This is a genomic window from Streptomyces cynarae (genome assembly GCF_025642135.1).
GTDB classification, from domain to species: Bacteria; Actinomycetota; Actinomycetes; order Streptomycetales; family Streptomycetaceae; genus Streptomyces; species Streptomyces cynarae.
Genome location: NZ_CP106793.1, coordinates 1,408,869 through 1,427,661, shown reverse-complemented (window position 1 = coordinate 1,427,661; position 18,793 = coordinate 1,408,869). Strand labels below are relative to the sequence as shown.

Annotated in this window: 17 protein-coding genes and 1 pseudogene; 10 read left to right on the top strand and 8 right to left on the bottom strand. The window is 71.9% G+C overall.

Annotated features, from left to right (window positions below; genetic code table 11):
• The first annotated feature begins 48 nt into the window (after positions 1–48).
• Positions 49–1,431: an L-serine ammonia-lyase gene (locus N8I84_RS06740; protein WP_263228696.1), complete on the top strand. Its 1,383-nt coding sequence runs from the start codon at positions 49–51 to the stop codon at positions 1,429–1,431.
• A gap of 57 nt (positions 1,432–1,488) precedes the next feature.
• Here N8I84_RS06740 and N8I84_RS06735 read toward each other — a convergent pair whose 3' ends face one another.
• The 3 genes from N8I84_RS06735 to N8I84_RS06725 form a co-directional block, all read right to left on the bottom strand.
• Positions 1,489–1,683, bottom strand: a complete 195-nt coding sequence (locus N8I84_RS06735; RefSeq protein ID WP_200422067.1) for a hypothetical protein — start codon at positions 1,681–1,683, stop codon at positions 1,489–1,491.
• A 35-nt stretch (positions 1,684–1,718) separates the two neighbouring features.
• Positions 1,719–2,087, bottom strand: coding sequence for a hypothetical protein (locus tag N8I84_RS06730; RefSeq protein ID WP_263228695.1), 369 nt, complete (start codon positions 2,085–2,087; stop codon positions 1,719–1,721).
• Positions 2,088–2,217: 130 nt separating this feature from the next.
• Positions 2,218–3,051, bottom strand: a complete 834-nt coding sequence (locus N8I84_RS06725) for an anti-sigma factor antagonist (RefSeq protein WP_263228694.1) — start codon at positions 3,049–3,051, stop codon at positions 2,218–2,220.
• Between the two features lie 171 nt (positions 3,052–3,222).
• Here N8I84_RS06725 and N8I84_RS06720 point away from each other — a divergent pair, with 171 nt between their 5' ends.
• The 4 genes from N8I84_RS06720 to N8I84_RS06705 all read left to right on the top strand — a co-directional run bounded on the left by N8I84_RS06720 (position 3,223) and on the right by N8I84_RS06705 (position 8,334).
• On the top strand, positions 3,223–3,552 hold the full coding sequence (locus tag N8I84_RS06720) for a helix-turn-helix transcriptional regulator (RefSeq protein ID WP_263228693.1): 330 nt from the start codon (positions 3,223–3,225) through the stop codon (positions 3,550–3,552).
• Between the two features lie 58 nt (positions 3,553–3,610).
• Entirely contained in the window at positions 3,611–4,642 is a 1,032-nt protein-coding gene (locus tag N8I84_RS06715) for an SDR family oxidoreductase (RefSeq protein WP_263228692.1), read from the top strand.
• Positions 4,643–4,756: 114 nt separating this feature from the next.
• Positions 4,757–7,849, top strand: a complete 3,093-nt coding sequence (locus N8I84_RS06710) for an FAD-binding and (Fe-S)-binding domain-containing protein (protein ID WP_263228691.1) — start codon at positions 4,757–4,759, stop codon at positions 7,847–7,849.
• Positions 7,850–7,857: 8 nt separating this feature from the next.
• Positions 7,858–8,334 (top strand): TIGR00725 family protein, encoded by a 477-nt coding sequence (locus N8I84_RS06705; RefSeq protein WP_263228690.1) that lies wholly within the window; start codon positions 7,858–7,860, stop codon positions 8,332–8,334.
• A gap of 232 nt (positions 8,335–8,566) precedes the next feature.
• Here N8I84_RS06705 and rocD read toward each other — a convergent pair whose 3' ends face one another.
• The 3 genes from rocD to N8I84_RS06690 all read right to left on the bottom strand — a co-directional run bounded on the left by rocD (position 8,567) and on the right by N8I84_RS06690 (position 11,245).
• Complete coding sequence (gene rocD, locus N8I84_RS06700) at positions 8,567–9,787, bottom strand: ornithine--oxo-acid transaminase (protein ID WP_263228689.1); 1,221 nt, start codon at positions 9,785–9,787, stop codon at positions 8,567–8,569.
• Complete coding sequence (ddaH, locus tag N8I84_RS06695; protein WP_263228688.1) at positions 9,784–10,605, bottom strand: dimethylargininase; 822 nt, start codon at positions 10,603–10,605, stop codon at positions 9,784–9,786. Before ddaH ends, rocD begins: the two co-directional genes overlap by 4 nt.
• A 124-nt stretch (positions 10,606–10,729) precedes the next feature.
• Complete coding sequence (locus N8I84_RS06690) at positions 10,730–11,245, bottom strand: Lrp/AsnC family transcriptional regulator (protein ID WP_263228687.1); 516 nt, start codon at positions 11,243–11,245, stop codon at positions 10,730–10,732.
• A 119-nt stretch (positions 11,246–11,364) separates the two neighbouring features.
• Here N8I84_RS06690 and N8I84_RS06685 point away from each other — a divergent pair.
• The 5 genes and pseudogenes from N8I84_RS06685 (at position 11,365) to N8I84_RS06665 (ending at position 16,757) form a co-directional block, all read left to right on the top strand.
• A pseudogene (locus N8I84_RS06685) lies at positions 11,365–12,550 on the top strand (RNA-guided endonuclease InsQ/TnpB family protein).
• Between the two features lie 157 nt (positions 12,551–12,707).
• Entirely contained in the window at positions 12,708–13,463 is a 756-nt protein-coding gene (locus N8I84_RS06680; RefSeq protein WP_263228686.1) for a LytR/AlgR family response regulator transcription factor, read from the top strand.
• Positions 13,464–13,472: 9 nt separating this feature from the next.
• Positions 13,473–13,832, top strand: a complete 360-nt coding sequence (locus N8I84_RS06675) for a hypothetical protein (RefSeq protein ID WP_263228685.1) — start codon at positions 13,473–13,475, stop codon at positions 13,830–13,832.
• Between the two features lie 10 nt (positions 13,833–13,842).
• Positions 13,843–15,555, top strand: coding sequence for a sodium/solute symporter (locus N8I84_RS06670; RefSeq protein ID WP_263228684.1), 1,713 nt, complete (start codon positions 13,843–13,845; stop codon positions 15,553–15,555).
• Positions 15,552–16,757 (top strand): sensor histidine kinase, encoded by a 1,206-nt coding sequence (locus N8I84_RS06665; protein ID WP_263228683.1) that lies wholly within the window; start codon positions 15,552–15,554, stop codon positions 16,755–16,757. Before N8I84_RS06670 ends, N8I84_RS06665 begins: the two co-directional genes overlap by 4 nt.
• 9 nt (positions 16,758–16,766) lie before the next feature.
• Here the strand turns inward: N8I84_RS06665 and N8I84_RS06660 are convergent, their stop codons facing one another.
• Complete coding sequence (locus N8I84_RS06660; protein ID WP_200422051.1) at positions 16,767–16,928, bottom strand: hypothetical protein; 162 nt, start codon at positions 16,926–16,928, stop codon at positions 16,767–16,769.
• Positions 16,929–16,941: 13 nt separating this feature from the next.
• Positions 16,942–18,768, bottom strand: coding sequence for a serine/threonine-protein kinase (locus tag N8I84_RS06655; RefSeq protein ID WP_263228682.1), 1,827 nt, complete (start codon positions 18,766–18,768; stop codon positions 16,942–16,944).
• Between the last annotated feature and the right edge of the window lie 25 nt (positions 18,769–18,793).

Here is an 18,793-nt window from a genome sequence, read left to right as displayed (position 1 = left end):
GCGCCAGTGACATGCTCGGCACGCCTCTCCCACCCCACGGAGTACGGCGTGGCAATCAGCGTCTTCGACCTGTTCTCCATCGGCATCGGCCCGTCCAGCTCGCACACCGTCGGCCCGATGCGCGCGGCCGGGATGTTCGCCGCCCGGCTGAAGAAGGACGGCCTGCTCGCCCAGACCGCCGCGGTGCGGGCGGAGCTGTTCGGCTCGCTCGGTGCCACCGGGCACGGCCACGGCACTCCCAAGGCCGTGCTGCTCGGCCTGGAGGGCAACGAGCCGCACACGGTCGACGTCGCCCAGGCCGAACTGGACGTCGAGCGGATCCGCGCCACCGGGCGCATTCGCCTCCTCGGTGCCGAGATCGGCGCCGCCCACGAGATCGACTTCGACGTCTCGAACCAACTGGTCCTGCACCGTCGGCGCGCGCTGCCGTACCACGCCAACGGCATGATCCTCTTCGCCTACGACGCCGACGGACTGCCGCTGCTGGAGAAGACGTACTACTCGGTCGGCGGTGGCTTCGTGGTCGACGAGGACGCCGTCGGGGCGGACCGGATCAAGCTCGACGAGACGGCGCTGCCCCACCCGTTCCGCACGGGGGACGAGCTGCTGCGGCTCTCCCGGGAGACCGGCCTGTCGATCTCCGCGCTGATGCTGGAGAACGAGAAGGCCTGGCGCACTGAGGAGGAGATCCGTGCGGGTCTGCTGGACATCTGGCGCGTCATGGAGGGCTGTGTCTCCCGCGGCCTGTCCCGCGAGGGCATCCTCCCCGGTGGCCTCAAGGTCCGCCGGCGGGCCGCGGCGGCGGCCCGGGCGCTGCGCAGCGAGGGCGACCCCGCGGCCCGCGCGATGGAGTGGGTGACCCTGTACGCCATGGCGGTGAACGAGGAGAACGCCGCAGGCGGCCGGGTCGTCACCGCCCCGACCAACGGCGCGGCGGGCATCATCCCCGCCGTGCTGCACTACTACCTCACCTTCGTGCCGGGCGCCGACGAGGACGGGATCGTCCGCTTCCTGCTCGCGGCGGGCGCCATCGGCCTGCTCTTCAAGGAGAACGCGTCGATCTCCGGCGCCGAGGTCGGCTGCCAGGGCGAGGTCGGCTCGGCCTGCTCGATGGCCGCCGGCGGCCTCGCCGAGGTACTGGGCGGCAGCCCGGAGCAGGTGGAGAACGCCGCCGAGATCGGCATGGAGCACAACCTCGGCCTGACCTGCGACCCGGTCGGCGGCCTGGTCCAGATCCCCTGCATCGAGCGCAACGGCATGGCGGCGGTCAAGGCCGTGACAGCCGCCCGGATGGCCCTGCGCGGCGACGGCCGGCACCACGTCTCCCTCGACAAGGTCATCAAGACGATGAAGGAGACCGGAGCCGACATGAAGGTCAAGTACAAGGAGACCGCCCGTGGCGGCCTCGCGGTCAACGTCATCGAGTGCTGAGGAAGCGGTCGGAGCGGGAAAGGGGCCGCAGCCAGGGTCACACCCCGGGAACGGCCCTCACAGATAGTCGTCGTCTCCCTGGTCGAAGAGCTCCGGGTAGGTGGACTCGTCGTCCGCCCGACGGCCGCTCTGCTGCTCGAGCCGGTGCTGACGCTCCTGGCGTGCCTGTTCCTGGGCGCCGAGGGTTTCCTCGGTCATGTCCCTGAGGTGGCCGGAGCCGTCCGCGTACCGGCCATGCTCTCGGTCGGTCATATCGGCTCACTCCCGTCATATCGGTGAATGCCATTTTATGTCTCTTCCTCCATGCGGATCGACTCCTTGAGCTCCCTCAGGGCACGGCTGTCCCTGTCCTCGTTCATGTCCAGCAGGGCGCGTGCGATGGCGTCGAGCTTGCGCTGGATGGCGTGCTCCGCCCGCATCTCCGAGTTCTTGAGCAGGGCGAGGAGCAGAAGGGTGACCGCGGTCATCGACTCCCCGGCGAGCAGGAGCAGCTCCAGGGGCAGGTGTGCGGCGTGCGCGGCGACGAAGAAGCCGACGAAGGCCAGGCAGATCAGGAAGAAGAGCGGGGAGCTCGTCAAGTTGGAGGCTCTCTCCGCCAGTTCCTCGAACATCCCGCGCTTGGGGCCGCCGCGGTGGGCGGGACTCTTGAAGGTCATGGTGGAAGGCTTACCCTGCTGCTGTTCCGGAGGCGGTGCGCGTACCGCCGACGGGTGGTGGCACCCCGGGGCGTGCACCCGGGCGGGTGAACCGCAACACCTCGAACTGCACCCCACCGCGCGGTGGAGCTCAGTCCGCGGGACGCGCGCCCGAGGGCTCCTTGACCGCGGCGACCGCGGCCGCCAGCATCTCGCGCAGGGGGCCGGGCGGGGCGTCGCCGTTGACGGCCGCCACCAGGTCCTCGGCGACGTTGTGCAGCTTCGTGTTGGTCTTCTGGGAGACGGTGACCAGGACGTCCCAGGCGTCCTGCGGGGTCAGCGCGAAGGACGCCATCAGCACCCCCCGGGCCAGGTCGATCACCGGCCGCGTCTGCATGGCCCGCCTGAGCTGCACCAGCTCGATGTGCAGGTCCCGCTCGCTCGCCGGGTCCAGGTCCCGGTCGGGGGCCAGGTCCGGGGCGATGTGCGGGTTCCGGTCGGTGTCCTCGGGTCGCTCCTCCCGCCGCGGAGGACCGTGCAGCTGCGGGATCCGCCCGCCCTGGCCGTCTCCCGCGGCCGTACCGGCGGTGGAGGAGCTGTCGAACAGGGCCCGGGTGCCGGTCAGCGACAGGAGCCTGTCCACGGAGGGGCCGGTCGGGCCGAGCGTGAGCGTCTTGGCGTCCGCCAGGGCCTGGCGGCGGGCGCTCAGCAGCACGTTGAGGCCGGAGCAGTCGCAGAAGTCCACACCACCGAGATCCACGTCGACACCTCTCACCGAGCGCCGCACGGCCTCCCGCAGGGCGTCCTGCAGAGCCTGCTCGGTGTCGATGTCCAGCTCACCGGACACCACCACGGCCACCCGGTCCCCGTCCTGCTGGGTCTCGACCCGCAGGCAGGGAGGCAGGAGGTGCTGCGGCGGGTGTGCCCAGGTCACCCGGACGCCGCCGTCCGGGCTGGCGGGCTCGGGAAGTACGCACTCGTCCATGGCAGCCTCCCGAGCTCGCCCAAACCGCGTCCCCCGACCCAGGGGGTGCCCGGCGCGAACTGCCGGGCACCCCCTAGCCAGGCTCTGCCCGCCCCAGGTCATGTGTCAAGAGATACACGAATTCGAATTCACCTTTTTGTATTCGTGAATCGCGGGGCCTACTCTCTATGCATGGGTGGACCGCGGGAGCCGCATACTGGATGGACGTTCCTGACCAACCACGCGCGCGTGCTGGCGGCCATCGCCGACGACCAGAGTGTCCGCATCCGTGACATCGCGGCCCACTGCCGACTGACGGAGCGCGCCGTTCAGAAGATCATCGCCGATCTCGAGCAGGACGGCTATCTCACGCACACCCGTGAGGGGCGCAGCAACACGTACCGCATCCAGCCGGGCACGCCGCTGCGCCACCCCGCGGAGGCCAGCCTGACCGTCGCCGAGCTGCTCGCCCTCCTCGTCCGGCAGGACGCCGAACACGGCAGGCAGCGCCAGCAGCAGTAACGCCCCTCACCGTGGGTACTCGCAGGTACCGGTCACCGGTCACCGAGAGGAGCCCGACGTGAGCACCGAAGCAGGTAGGAAGATCGTGGTCACGGGTGCCACCGGCAATGTGGGCACCAGCCTCGTGCGGCTGCTCGCCGAGGATCCGGCCGTCGCGAGCGTACGGGGCATGGCGCGCCGCATCCCCGACCTCGGCCCGGACCGCGTGGAGTGGTCGAAGGTCGACCTCGCGGCGAAGGACGTCGACCTCGTACGGGAGTTCCGGGGCGCCGACGCGGTGGTGCACCTGGCGTGGGCGTTCCAGCCCACGCACGATCCGGTCGCGACCTGGCGGACCAACGTGCTCGGCAGCATCCGGGTCTTCGAGGCCGTCGCCGCTACCGCCACGGTGCCCACACTGGTGCACGCCTCCTCCGTGGGGGCCTACTCTCCGGGGCCCAAGAACCGCTCCGTGGACGAGTCGTGGCCCACGCACGGCTGGCCCGACGCCGCCTACACCCGGGAGAAGGCCTATCTGGAGAGGTATCTCGACACCTTCGAGTTCCGGCACCCCGGGATCCGCGTCGTACGGATGCGGCCCGCGTTCCTGTTCAAACGCGAATCGGCGAGCGAACAGCGCCGCATCTTCGGCGGGAAGTTCCTGCCCGGACCGCTGGCCCGCCCGGAACTGCTGCCCTTCCTGCCGGACATCCAGGGCCTCCGCGTGCAGGCCCTGCACACCGACGACGCGGCCCGCGCCTACCAGCTCGCCGTCCACACCCAGGTCCGGGGCGCCTTCAACCTGGCCGCGGATCCGCCCCTCGACGCGGAGATCCTGGGCGAGCTGCTCGGATCCCGCCCCGTCCGGCTGCCGCGCACGGCCGCACGGTCCGCGATCGCCGCGGCCTGGGGGCTGCGGCTGCTGCCCGCCTCGCCCCACCTGTTCGACGCCGTCCTGAGGCTGCCGCTCATGGACTGCAGCCGCGCGCGCACCGTTCTCGGCTGGCAGCCGCGGCGGACGGCGACCGAGGTGCTGGAGGAGTTCCTGCACGGGCTGCACGAGGGCGCCGGCGCTCCGACGGCACCGATGCAGGGCCGCAAGGTCGGCTGACACCCCCGGTGGGCCACCAGGGCTCACAGATCGCCCATGTGCGCTCGTTTGGGCGGCACGGATCGCGAAACTCCCTTGCATAGTCCAACGGTGCAGGAAAGGCGGTCTCGATCCATGGCCCTGACATCCCGCAACGACACGATCCCGGCCCTCGGCCGGGCGGGAACGGCGCTCGACGTGGCCGGGCTGGAGGCGGCGCTGCACAGCGCCGTGGACGGGGAGATCCGGTTCGACGCGGGCACCAGGGGCGCGTACTCGACCGACGGCTCCAACTACCGCCAGGTCCCCATCGGCGTCGTCGTCCCGCGCGGCGTGGAGGCGGGCGCCCGGGCGGTCGAGGTGTGCGCGCGGTTCGGCGCGCCCGTCCTGTCCCGGGGCGGCGGCACCAGCCTGGCCGGCCAGACGACCAACACGGCCGTCGTCATCGACTGGACCAAGTACTGCGACGCCCTGGTGTCGGTCGACCCCGACGCCCGCACCTGCGTCGTGGAGCCCGGACTGGTCCTTGACGAGCTCAACCGCAAACTCGCCGACCACCGCCTCCAGTTCGGGCCCAAACCGTCCACGCACAGCCACTGCGCGCTCGGCGGCATGATCGGCAACAACTCGTGCGGGGCGTCGGCGCAGGCGTACGGCAAGACCGTGGACAACGTGCGCCGCCTGGAAGTCCTCACGTACGACGGAACCCGCATGTGGGTGGGGCCGACCTCCAAGGCCGAGCGGGCGCAGATCGCCGCCGAGGGCGGACGCCGAGCCGAGATCTACGACGGCCTCGACCGCATCGTCACCGAATACCTCGCGGACATCCGCCAGGGCTACCCCAAGATCCCGCGCCGTGTCTCCGGATACAACCTGGACTCCCTACTCCCGGAGAACGGCTTCGACGTCGCCAAGGCCCTGGTCGGCAGCGAGGGAACCCTGGTGACCGTACTGCGCGCCGAACTCGACCTGGTCCCCGTGCCCCGCTACCAGTCGCTGCTCGTCCTCGGGTACGAGGACATCTGCGCCGCCGCCGACGACGTACCCCACCTCCTCGAGCACTGCTCACCCAGCCAGCTCGAGGCCCTGGACGGGCGGATGGCACAGCTGATGCGCGAGGAGCACGCCTACCTGGAGTCCCTCAACTCCCTCCCGGAGGGCGACAGCTGGCTGCTGCTGCAGTTCAGCGGCGACAGCCAGGAGGAGGTCGACGAGAAGGCGCACGCGCTGCTGCGTGCGGTCGGCCGGAGCGAGAAGGAGTCCACCGTCGCGTTCTCCGACGACCCCGAGCGCGAGCAGCGGATGCTCAAGGCCCGGGAGGCCGGACTCGGGGTCACCGCGCGGCCCCCGGACGACCGCGAGACCTGGGAGGGCTGGGAGGACTCCGCCGTCCCGCCCGACCGCCTCGGCGACTACCTGCGCGACCTCAAGGGGCTGTTCGAGGAGTTCGACTACGACCACCCCTCGCTGTACGGGCACTTCGGGCAGGGCTGTGTGCACACCCGCATCCCGTTCGGGCTGAAGACCGCCGAGGGCGTGGCCGACTTCCGCCGCTTCCTGGAGCGCGCCGCCGACCTCGTGGCCTCCTACGGCGGCTCCCTGTCGGGCGAGCACGGGGACGGCCAGTCCCGTGGCGAGCTGCTCACCCGCATGTTCGGCGAGCGGCTCGTGGCCGCGTTCGGGGAACTCAAGGCGCTCTTCGACCCCCACAACCGGATGAACCCCGGCAAGGTCGTCGACCCCAACCCCGTCGACAGCCGGCTGCGGCTCGGCTCCGCCTGGCGGCCCGCCACCCTGGACACCCACTTCGGCTACCCGGAGGACGAACACTCCTTCACCCGCGCCGTGCTGCGCTGCGTCGGCATCGGCAACTGCCGCAGCCACCACGGCGGGGTGATGTGCCCGTCCTACCGGGCCACCCAGGAGGAGGAGCACTCCACGCGAGGCCGGGCGCGGCTGCTGTTCGAGATGCTCGACGGCCACGCGGACTCCGCCGTGACCGACGGCTGGCGCTCCACCGAGGTCCGCGACGCCCTGGACCTGTGCCTGGCGTGCAAGGGCTGCAAGTCCGACTGCCCCACCGGCGTCGACATGGCCACCTACAAGGCCGAGTTCCTCGCCCACCACTACGCGGGCAGGCCGCGCCCGGCCGCCCACTACTCCATGGGCTGGCTGCCGGTGTGGGCCCGGCTCTCCCGCCTCGCCCCGCCGGTCGTCAACAGCCTGCTGCACGCGCCCGGACTGGCCGCCGCCGGCAAACGACTGGCCGGCATCGACGGCGCGCGCCAGGCCCCCGTGTTCGCGGAGGAGTCCTTCCTGCAGTGGTGGCGGGCGCGCGGCAGCGAGGAACCGGAGCCCGGCGACGAGCGGGCGGTGGTGCTGTGGCCCGACACCTTCAGCACCTACTTCCACCCCTCGATCGCGAAGTCCGCGGTGCGGGTCCTCGAGGACGCCGGCTTCCGGGTCGCCGTACCCACCAGGCCCGTCTGCTGCGGACTGACCTGGATCTCCACCGGTCAGCTCGCGGTGGCGAAGAAGGTCCTGCGGCACTCGCTCGACGTCCTGCGCCCGTGGATCGAGGCCGGCACCCCCGTCATCGGCCTCGAACCGTCCTGCACCGCCGTGTTCCGGGCCGACGCGCCCGAACTCATGCCCGCCGACCAGGACGTGCAGCGCCTGGCCGGACAGTTCCGCACCTTCGCCGAGCACCTCGTCCACCACGCCCCGGACGACTGGCGGCCGCCCACCCTGGCCCGGCAGGCGACCGTGCAGACCCACTGCCACCAGCACGCGATCATGAAGTTCGACGCCGACCAGGAGCTGATGCGGCGCGCCCACGTCGACGCCGAGGTCCTCGACGAGGGCTGCTGCGGGCTCGCCGGCAACTTCGGGTTCGAGCGGGGCCACCACGAGGTCTCCATGACCGTCGCGGAACAGGGCGTCCTGCCCTCCGTGCGCGGGGCGGCCCCGTCCGCTCTGGTCCTCGCGGACGGCTTCAGCTGCCGCACCCAGATCGAGCAGGGCGGCACGGGCCGCCGGGCCCTGCACCTGGCCGAGGCGCTGGCGCTGGGCCTGGACGGACCCCTGCCCGCGGAGCTGCCCGAGCGTCTGGCGCAGCGCCCCGCGCCGCCCTCACGCGTCGGCGCCTGGGCGACCACGGCCGTCGCCGGCGCCCTGGCGGCGGCCCCCGCGGCGGCCCTCGCCCGCCGGCTGATGCGGCGCACCTGACCGCGGCCATGGCGGTCCAGGTGGCGGTGTGCGGGCCCGCGCAGTGCGGGGAGAGCGAGCGGGCCCTCGCGTACGAGGTGGGCCGACTGCTGGCGGAGCGCGGGGCCGTGGTGATCTGCGGCGGGCACGGTGGGGTGATGGCCGCGGTCGCGGCGGGCGCCCGGTCGCGCGACGGCGTCGTCGTCGGGGTGCTGCCCGGGGCCGACCGTAGCGGCGCCGGCCCGGATCTGAGCGTCGCGATCGCCACCGGCCTCGGGCAGGCACGCAACAGCGTCATCGTGCACAGCGGGGACGCCGTCATCGTGATCGGCGGCTCCTGGGGCACGCTCTCGGAACTGGCCCTGGCGATGCGCCGCGGCGGCGTGCCCGTGGTCCAGCTGGGTGACGGTTGGCGCCTCGTGGACGCCGACGGGCGGGAGGTGCGGGGCATACGGTACGCGCGGACGCCGGCGGAGGCGCTGGAGGTGACGGGCCTCTGGCCCTGACCGGCACGGCCGCCCGTACCCTTCCCGTCCCCGGAGGCTGCGCCCCCGGACCCCCGCTGTCGGCCTTGCGGCCTCGTCCTGAAAAGCCGGACGGGCTGGAATTCAGCCCCTCCGGCGTTTGAGGAGCGGGGGTCCGCGGGCGGAGCCCCCGGCGGGGTCGAAGGGGCGGAGCCCCTGGGGACGGGAAGGATAGCGGCGGCGGGGGCGAATCAACCCCAGTGCGGCACGGTGCTCAAGCCGCCAGCACCTTCTCCAGCGCCCCGAGCGCCGAGCGCAGCTCCTCCTCCGTGATCGTCAGCGGCGGCGCCAGGCGGATCGTCGAGCCGTGGGTGTCCTTGACCAGGATCCCCTCCGCCATCAGGCGTTCGCTGATCTCGCGTCCCGTGCCGATCACCGGGTCGACGTCCACGCCCGCCCACAGCCCGCGCGAGCGGAAGCCCACGACGCCCTTGCCGACGAGCGCGGTGAGGCCGTCCCGCAGCACCACACCCAACTCGGCGGCCCGCAGCTGGAAGTCACCCGTCTTCAGCAGGCCGACGACCGCCGAACCGACCGCCGCGGCCAGCGGGTTCCCGCCGAACGTCGATCCGTGCTCACCGGGCCGCAGCACCCCGAGCACCTCCCGGCGCGCCACCACCGCCGACACCGGCACGATCCCGCCGCCGAGCGCCTTGCCGAGCAGCAGCACGTCCGGCAGGACGCCCTCATGCTCCACGGCCAGCGTGCGACCGGTACGCCCGAGACCCGACTGGATCTCGTCCGCGATGAACAGGCACCCCGCACGGCGGGTCAGCTCACGGACCCCGGTGAGGTAGCCCTCGTCGGGGATGACGACACCCGCCTCGCCCTGGATCGGCTCGATCAGCACGGCCGCCGTCGTCTCGTCGACGGCCGCCTGAAGCGCCGCCAGGTCGTTGTACGGGACGATCCGGAAACCCGGCGTGAACGGCCCGAATCCCGCCCGCGCCGTCTCGTCCGTGGAGAAGCTGACGATCGTCGTCGTACGGCCGTGGAAGTTCCCGGCCGCGACCACGATCGTCGCCCGGCCGGCCGGCACGCCCTTGACCTCGTACGCCCATTTCCGGGCCACCTTCACCGCACTCTCCACCGCCTCCGCGCCCGTGTTCATCGGCAGCACCATGTCCAGGCCCGTCAGCTCCGCCAGCGACTCCGCGAACTCGGCCAGCTGGTCGTTGTGGAAGGCCCGCGAGGTGAGCGTGAGCCGGTCCAGCTGACGGTGCGCCGCCTCGATCAGCACCGGGTTGCGGTGACCGAAGTTGAGGGCGGAGTACCCGGCGAGCATGTCGAGGTAGCGGCGCCCCTCCACGTCCTCCACCCAGGTGCCCTCGGCACGGGAGACGACCACGGGCAGCGGGTGGTAGTTGTGCGCGAGGACGGGCTCCTCGGCCTGGATCAGCTCGGCTGACGAACGCGTACGGGCGGGTGCGGTCATGAAAGGATCTCCCGGATCTCCTGGGTGCAGCACTTGATGCCCCCGCCGGCCTTGTGGAACTCGGACAGGTCGACGGGGACGGGGTCGTAACCCTGGTCGGCGAGGCGTGAGGCCAGCGCCTCGGCCTTCGGCGCGATGAAGACGTGGCGTCCGTCGGAGACGGAGTTCAGGCCGAACGCCATCGCGTCCTCGTGCGTCGCGAGCACCGCGTCAGGGAACAGCCGCGCCAGCACCTCCCGACTGCCCGGCGAGAACGCCTCCGGGTAGTACACGACGTTGTCGTCGTCGAGGACGAACAGCGCGGTGTCCAGGTGGTAGAAGTACGGGTTCACCAACGTAAGGCTGATCACCGGGTGGCCGAAGAACTCCTGTGCCTCGCGGTGCGCCTCCCGGGTCGTACGGAACCCGGTGCCGGCCAGCAGGTACCGGCCCGTCCACACCAGGTCGCCCTCGCCCTCGCAGACGGACTCGGGGCGTTGGACGTCGTAACCGGCCGCCTTGAACCACGTCTCGTAGTGGAGGGACTCGGGGCGCCGCTCGGGCGCGTGGAAGAGGGAGCCGAAGACCCGGCCGTCGACGACGACCGCCGAGTTCGCGGCGAACACCATGTCCGGCAGCCCGGGGACCGGGTCCACGGCGTCGACGGCGTGGCCGTGGGCGCGGTAGGCGCGGATCAGCCCCTGCCACTGCTCATGGGCCAGATCCACGTCGACCGCGGTGTCGGGATGCATCCAGGGGTTGATCGCGTACTGCACGGCGAAGTGTCTGGGTTCGCAGACGAGGAAGCGCCGTCGGCGCGGCACACGGCTGTCAGGCACAGAGGGGTCCCTCCGTTTCCTGGAGTGTCGACTGAGGGTTGACACCAAGGTAGGAAGCGGGAGATACGGACGACAAGCAACGAGAGCTGCGTGTTCGCGCAGCAATGCTGCGTCTTCGGGTCGCTCAGCGCACGTCTGCTGCGTCGTCCGCGGCGATGTCGGGCGCGGCCTGGGTCGCGCCCGCCTCAGGGCTGTCCGGGAGCAGGTGGGACAGCACCATGACGCTGATCGTCTTACGGATGAACGGCTCCGCACGGATGCGCTCCAGCACCTCCTCGAAGTGCTCGACGTCCCTCGCCCGCACGTGCAGCAGCGCGTCCGCGCCGCCGGTCACCGTCATCGCCGCCGTGATCTCCGGATGGTTGCGCACCACCTCCGCCAGGCGCCGGGGCGGCGCCGCCCCCTCGCAGTAGACCTCGACGTACGCCTCCGTGCGCCATCCCAGCGCCGACGGCTTCACCGTGGCCGTGAACCCGGTGATCACACCCGTCTCGCGCAGCCGGTCCACCCGGCGCTTGACCGCCGTGGACGACAGGCCGATGGCGGCGCCGATCTCGGCGAAACTTGTCCTGGCGTTCGCCATCAGAGCGGTGATGATCTTCCGGTCGAGTTCGTCGAACGATGCCGGCCTGCTGTTCACCTGGAAACCTCCGAGGAAACCCCCGTTCTCAAGCGGGGAAGAAGTGGGCTTGTGCTGGAGTGAGCAGCCACCGCCGCAGAGGCGCGGATTTCACAATTGGACGTGCTAGTTTGTGAAGCATGATCACGCACGTGAAGCGGGCGTTCAAGTACCGCTTCCACCCGACCGACGCGCAGGCCGCCGAGCTGTCGCGGACGTTCGGGTGTGTGCGCAAGGTCTACAACATGGCGCTCCAGGCGCGCACGGAGGCGTGGACGCTGCGGGGAGAGCGGATCAACTACAACGCGACGTCGGCGATGCTGACGGCGTGGAAGAAGACCGAGGAACTCGCCTATCTGGGCGACGTCTCCTCCGTTCCTCTCCAGCAGGCCTTGCGGCACTTGCAGGCGGCCTTCACGGCGTTCTTCGGCCGGCAGGCCAAATATCCGCGGTTCAAGTCGAAGAAAAAGTCCCGCAGATCCGCCGAGTACACGACCAGCGCGTTCCGGTTCCGCGATGGCAAGCTGACCCTGGCGAAGATGAGCGAGCCGCTCGACATCGTCTGGTCCCGTCCACTGCCCGAGGGGACACAGCCGTCCACGGTGACCGTCTCTCAGGATCCGGCCGGGCGTTGGTACGTGTCCCTCCTCGTCGAAGACCCCAACGTCAAGCCGCTCCCCGCCAATGACACGGCCGTCGGTGTGGACGCGGGGCTCAACAACCTGCTGACCCTCTCCACCGGGGAGAAGATCACCAACCCCCGGCACGAGCGGCGAGACCGCACCCGATTGGCCAGGGCCCAGCGGGAGCTGTCCCGAAAGGCCGAGGGGTCGGCGAACCGGGAGAAGGCCCGCCGGAAGGCCGCCCGCATCCACGCGCGCATCGCCGACCGGCGGCGCGACCACCTGCACAAACTCACCACTCGACTCGTTCGTGAAAACCAAACGATCGTGATCGAGGACCTCACCGTTCGCAACCTGCTGAAGAACGGCCGTCTCGCCCGCGCCATCTCCGACGCGGCGTGGAGCGAGTTCCGCAGCATGCTGGAGTACAAAGCCCAGTGGTACGGCCGCGAGGTGATCGCGGTCGACCGCTGGTTCCCCTCCTCCAAGCTGTGCTCGGGCTGCGGGGGGCGCAATGCCGCTACACGTCCGCACCTGGACGTGTGACTGCGGCGTCACCCATGACCGCGACGGGAACGCGGCGAAGAACCTTTTGGCCGCCGGGCTGGCGGTGTCGGCCTGTGGAGCCGGTGTAAGACCTCAACGGAGCACTCCGGGCGGGCAGTCGGCGACGAAGCAGGAAACCCCGCGGCGCGAGCCGTAGGAGTCCTCCTCCTTCAGCAGGGGGAAGAAGCCAAGCGGGCACTGTAACCAGACCCGGACCACCGCCGTGTCCGGCGCCGCGCCGCCACCGCGTCCAGCGCGAACGTCCACGCTCCGCACATGCCCACGGCTGCGGATTGCTCCTAGACTCCACCTTCATGCTGCGCGCCCTCGCCGTCGACGACGAACGCCCCTCGCTCGAGGAACTGCTCTACCTGCTCCGCGCGGACCCCAGGATCGGCAGCGTGGAGGGCGCGGGCGACGCCACCGGGGCACTGCGCCGCATCAACCGCGCCCTGGAGTCCGGGCCCGACGGCCCCGACGCGATCGACGTCGTCTTCCTCGACATCCACATGCCCGGCCTCGACGGCCTGGAGATGGCCCGGCTGCTCACCGGGTTCGCGAAGCCCCCGCTGGTCGTGTTCGTGACCGCCCACGAAGGCTTCGCCGTGCAGGCGTTCGACCTCAAGGCCGTCGACTACGTCCTCAAGCCGGTACGCCGTGAGCGGCTCGCGGAGGCGGTGCGCCGCGCCGAACAGCTCAGGGAGACCACGCCGCTGATCCCGGTGCACGAGCCGGATCCCGACCACGTCCTGGTGGAACTCGGCGGCGTGACACGGTTCGTGCCCGTGGAGGACATCACCCATGTCGAGGCGCAGGGCGACTACGCCCGCCTGCACACCGCCCAGGGCAGCCATCTCGTGCGGATCCCGCTGTCCACCCTGGAGGAACGGTGGCGCTCGCGCGGTTTCGTCCGCATCCACCGCCGCCACCTCGTCGCCCTGCGGCACATCGAGGAACTCCGTCTGGACGCCGGCACCGTGAGCGTCCTCGTCGACTCCGTCGAACTCCAGGTCAGCCGCCGGCACGCCCGCGAACTGCGGGAGATGCTGATACGCCGGACCGCGGGCTAGGGGGGCGACGTGCCGCAGGACCCCACCGAACGCCGCGTCGTCGTCACCGGGCCGCCCCGGAGCGGACGCCGCCGCGCCCTGGGCTACTACCGCCCGCGCACCGAGATCGACGAGCAGACCACCCTCGGCCACACCTACGTCCGCTCACTGATGCGCAGCCAACTCCGCGCCGCCCTGGCCGTGTTCACGGTGCTGGTGCTCCTGATCGGGCCCCTTCCCCTGTTCTTCGCCGCCACCCGCACGGGCGGTCTGGAATGGGCGGTGCTCGGGTTCGGCCTCTACCCGCCGCTGATCCTGCTCGCCCGCTGGTACGTACGCCGTGCCGAACGCAACGAGAAGGACTTCGTCCGGCTCGTCGAGGACCGCTGAGGCCGGGGCAGTGAACCAGAACTACGCCGTCCCCGCGGTCGCCCTCGTCGTCCTCGCGACCGTCCTCGTCGGCGCCTTCGGCCTGCGCGTCTCCCGCACCACCTCGGACTTCTACGTCGCCTCCCGCGCCGTCGGCCCCCGCCTGAACGCGGCCGCGATCAGCGGCGAGTACCTGTCCGCGGCCTCCTTCCTCGGCATCGCAGGACTCGTCCTCGTCCAGGGCCCGGACATGCTCTGGTACCCGGTCGGCTACACCGCCGGCTACCTCGTCCTGCTGCTGTTCGTCGCCGCGCCGCTGCGCCGCTCCGGCGCCTACACCCTGCCCGACTTCGCCGAGGCCCGGCTCGCCTCCCAGCCGGTGCGGCGGCTCGCCGGGGCGTTCGTCGTCGGTGTCGGCTGGCTGTACCTGCTGCCCCAGCTCCAGGGCGCCGGACTCACCCTGTCCGTGCTGACCCGGGCTCCCCAGCAGCTCGGCGGGATCATCGTCGCCGTCGTGGTGGTGGCGACCGTCGCCGCTGGCGGCATGCGCAGCATCACCTTCGTCCAGGCTTTCCAGTACTGGCTGAAACTCACCGCCCTGCTCGTCCCCGCCCTGTTCCTGGTGCTGGCCTGGCAGGGCGACGGCGCACCCCGCGGGGCGTTCGCCGAACCGGCGACCTTCCGCGAGCACCGCGTCGTACGGATCGACGACACCCTCGATCTGACGCTGTCCCGCCCGCTCGCCGTCACCGCCTCGGGCACCGTCGACGGCCGCCGGTACGACGGACGGCGCGCGGACCTCGCTGCCGGCACCCACCGCATCGAGCGCGGCACCCGGTTGACCTTCACCCCGGGCGACCCCGTCCCCGTCGCCGAGCACGGCAGCAACGGCGGCATGTCGACCTCGCTCGTCTCCGGCCGCGCGGAACGCCCGCTGTACGCCACGTACGGGCTGATCCTCGCCACCTTCCTCGGCACCATGGGCCTGCCCCACGTCGTCGTCCGCTTCTACACCAGCCCGCACGGGGTCGCCGCCCGTCGCACCACCGTCGCCGTACTCGCCCTGATCGGTGCCTTCTACCTCCTGCCGCCCGTCTACGGCGCCCTCGGCCGGCTCTACGCCCCCGAACTCACCCTCACCGGCGACGCCGACGCCGCCGTCCTCCTACTGCCCGACCGGATGATCGGCGGACTCGGCGGGGACCTGCTGGGCGCACTGCTCGCGGGCGGAGCCTTCGCCGCGTTCCTGTCCACCGCCTCCGGGCTGACCATGGCGGTGGCCGGTGTGCTCGCCCAGGACGTCCTGCCGACGCGGGGCGTACGGCACTTCCGGCTCGGCACGCTGCTGGCGATGGCGGTGCCGCTGGCGGCGAGCGTGCTGGTCGGCGGACTCCCGGTGGCCGACGCGGTGGGCCTCGCCTTCGCGGTGTCCGCATCGTCGTTCTGCCCGCTGCTCGTGCTCGGCATCTGGTGGCGCCGGCTCACCCCGCCGGGCGCCGCGGCCGGGATGCTGGCGGGTGGCGGTGCGGCGTTCCTCGCGGTGACGGCGACGATGGCGGGCTATCCCGGCAGCGGAACCCTGCACGCCCTGCTCGCCTGGCCCGCGCTGTGGTCGGTGCCGCTCGGGTTCCTGACCATGGTGCTGGTGTCCCTGGCCACGCCCGGACGGGTGCCGGCCGGGACGGCGGCGATCCTGGCCCGGTTCCACCTGCCCGAGGAGCTGCGGGCGGAGGTGACGGCGTGAGCGGCTTCCTCGCCGGGCTGTGCGTGGCCGTCCTGCCCCTGCTGGCCGCCGGGTTCTGGCTCGGCCGGCGCACCGCCCGCCCCGAGCGCCTCGGCGGGCTCGGCACGCCCGTCGAGCACGCCACCTTCCAGACCCTGCACACCGCCTCCCTGGCCGCGCCCCCGCTGCGCGCCGGGCTCACCGAGGAGACCGCCCGCAAGGCCGCACGACGGCTGCGTTCCCTCCTCGGCACCGACGCGCTCTGCCTCACCGACCGGGAGACCGTGCTGGCCTGGGACGGCGCGGGGGAGCACCACCGCGAGGAGGTGTTTCAGCGGCTCGCGGGCCCCTTGGAGACCGGCCGCGGCGAGGCCTTCCGGCTGACCTGCGACGCGCCCGACTGCCCGCTGCGCTGGGCCGTGGTCGCACCGCTCACCGTCGACGACCGCGTCCACGGCGCGCTGGTCGCCTGCGCCCCCCGCGAGTCCGCGGTCCTCGTCCGCGCCGCGGGGGAGGTGGCCCGCTGGGTCTCCGTACAACTGGAGCTCGCGGATCTCGACCGGTCCCGTACGAGGCTCATCGAGGCCGAGATCAAGGCGCTGCGCGCCCAGATCTCGCCGCACTTCATCTTCAACTCGCTCGCCGTCATCGCCTCGTTCGTGCGCACCGACCCCGAGCGCGCCCGCGAACTCCTGCTGGAGTTCGCGGACTTCACCCGCTACTCGTTCCGCCGGCACGGCGACTTCACCACGCTCGCCGACGAACTCCATGCCATCGACCACTACTTGGCGCTGGTCAGGGCCCGCTTCGGCGACCGGCTCACCGTCACCCTGCAGATCGCGCCGGAGGTACTGCCGGTCGCCCTGCCCTTCCTCTGCCTCCAGCCGCTCGTCGAGAACGCCGTCAAGCACGGCCTGGAGGGCACCACCGACCAACGGCACATCGGCATCACCGCGCAGGACGCGGGCGCCGAGGCCCTGGTCGTCATCGAGGACGACGGCGCGGGAATGGACCCCGAGCTACTGCGCCGCATCCTCGCCGGGGAGATCAGCCCGTCCGGCGGCATCGGACTGTCCAACGTCGACGACCGGCTGCGCCAGGTCTACGGCGACGACCACGGGCTCGTCATCGAGACCGCACCGGGAGCGGGCATGAAGATCACGATCCGGTTGCCGAAGTACCAGCCGGGGGTGCATTCGGCCGGGCGGCTGCCGCGCCCGTGAGATCCTGAGTCAGGGGTTGCGGGTGGTGACGACCATGCCGAGTGTGATCAGGCCGAGGACGACCCAGCCGAACCACAGCCAGCCGCTGCTGCCGAGCGCCACCGTGTAGGCCGTCACCACGACGAGCGCACCGACGGTGAGCACCCCCATCGCCTTCGTGGAACCGGGCATGGCAACACCCTCCTCATGGTTCGTCCTTACCCATGGTGCCCCCGTTCTGCTTGCGCACGGTGCAGACGACCAGATGAGTTCCGGACAACCAGGCGCTCGTGCCCGTCCAGGACGCGGCTTCGTAGCGGGACGGGTCGAAGCCGTAGTCCTTCGGCGGCACGTCCCTCGCGCACGCGGCGTCGGACAGACTCTTGGCCTCGGCCAGGGTGGTGTCCGGGCCGAGCCGGGTGAAGCCGAGCACCTGCTGGTCGTGTGTGCCCGTGCAGGAGACCAGGCGGGCGACCCGCAGGGAGGGCGCGTCCAGACAGTCCCGTTTCTGCATGTCGGCGGTGTCAACGAACGGCATCCCCGGCTTGCGGTGGCCCCCGAGCGGCCCGTACACCGGCCCGTGCGCGCCCAGCACCAGACACGCGGTGCGCCGACCGGCCGCCTCGAACCCGGCCCGGGTCGGGACGATGGCGTAACCGCGCACGTCGGCGAGCTTCTCACGGACCTCCTGTGTGCGCTGCTCGCACGCGTCGGGCCCCTGCTGACGGGCCTCGTCCGCGGACGGGCTGGTGGCGAGCGCCATGACCTGCCCGTCCGGCGTCCTCTCGGAGCAGGTCGGGTCCACGGTCAGCCGCGGAGGGCCGCCCTGGAAAGGGCTCCCGGGCCAGTCGGCGACCACACAGTCACCGTCCTTCAGGGGCCGCGCGAGGCCGACGGCGTCCCCGTACGGCTTGGCCGCCCCACCGCCCGACGGGTGCACAACGGCGTACCAGACCCCGCCCAGGGCGAGCACCAGGCTCAGGGCGCAGGCGAGGAGGGCACGCAGGAGGTGCGCGCGTTCGCGGTGGTGTGCCTGCCCCTTCGGCGGGGAGGGCACGGCCGGGGGCGCCGTCAGGCCGCCTGTCGTCGGGTTGTGCGAGGTCTCGGTCGGCGCGTGCGGACGCGCCCACCGCGTCCGCGAGCCCGGGACCGGGACCGGGCGGCTCGGAGCCGCGATCGCCGTCAGTGCGGCTGCCGTGTCCGCCGCCGTGATCCGCAGGGCCGGGTCCTTGACCAGTACGGCGGACAGCAGCGGCCCCAGAGCCCCGGCCCGCACCGGAGGCCGGGGCTCTTCCAGGACCACCGCGGTGATCTCGGCGAGCTGGCTGTCCCGCTCGAAGGGCCCGCACCCCTCGACCGTGAAGTACAGGGTGCAGCCCAGCGAGAACAGGTCGGCCGCCGCGGTGGGCGGCCCGCCGGTCGCACGCTCGGGCGCCAGATAGCCGGGCGTTCCGACCAGCGCGGACGTCAGTGTGTACCGGGGCTCGCCCGCGTCCGGCTGCACCGAGATGCCGTAGTCGGTGAGCAGGACCCGGGCGTACGGGGCCCCGCCGCGGTCGGGCGCCAGCAGGATGTTCGCCGGCTTCACGTCCCGGTGCATGACGCCCCGCTCGTGCCCGGCGGTCAGGGCGTCCAGCACGGCGAGGCCGATGCGGGCGCACTCCACGGGGGCCAGAGGGCCACGACGGTGGACCAGTTCCCGCAGGTCGAGCGCGCCCGGGACGTATTCCATGACGATCCACGGCAGGCCCTCGTGCTCCAGTACGTCGTGCACGGTCACCACGTGCGGATGCCCGCGCAGCCCGGCCGCGTGCCGGGCCTCGGCCCGGGCACGGGCGACCCGGGCGGCCCGCTCCTCGATCGCCTCCACCGGGTTGCGGAACACGACCTCCTTGAGCGCGACCTCGCAGTCCAGCCGCTGGTCATGGGCGCGCCACACATGGCCCATGGCACCGCTGCCCAACCGGTTCAGCAGGAGGTAACGACCGGCGATGGTCCGGCCCACTCCCGACTGCGGTGTTCCTGATGGCATCGCGTCGCTCCCCGGTGTGATGCGG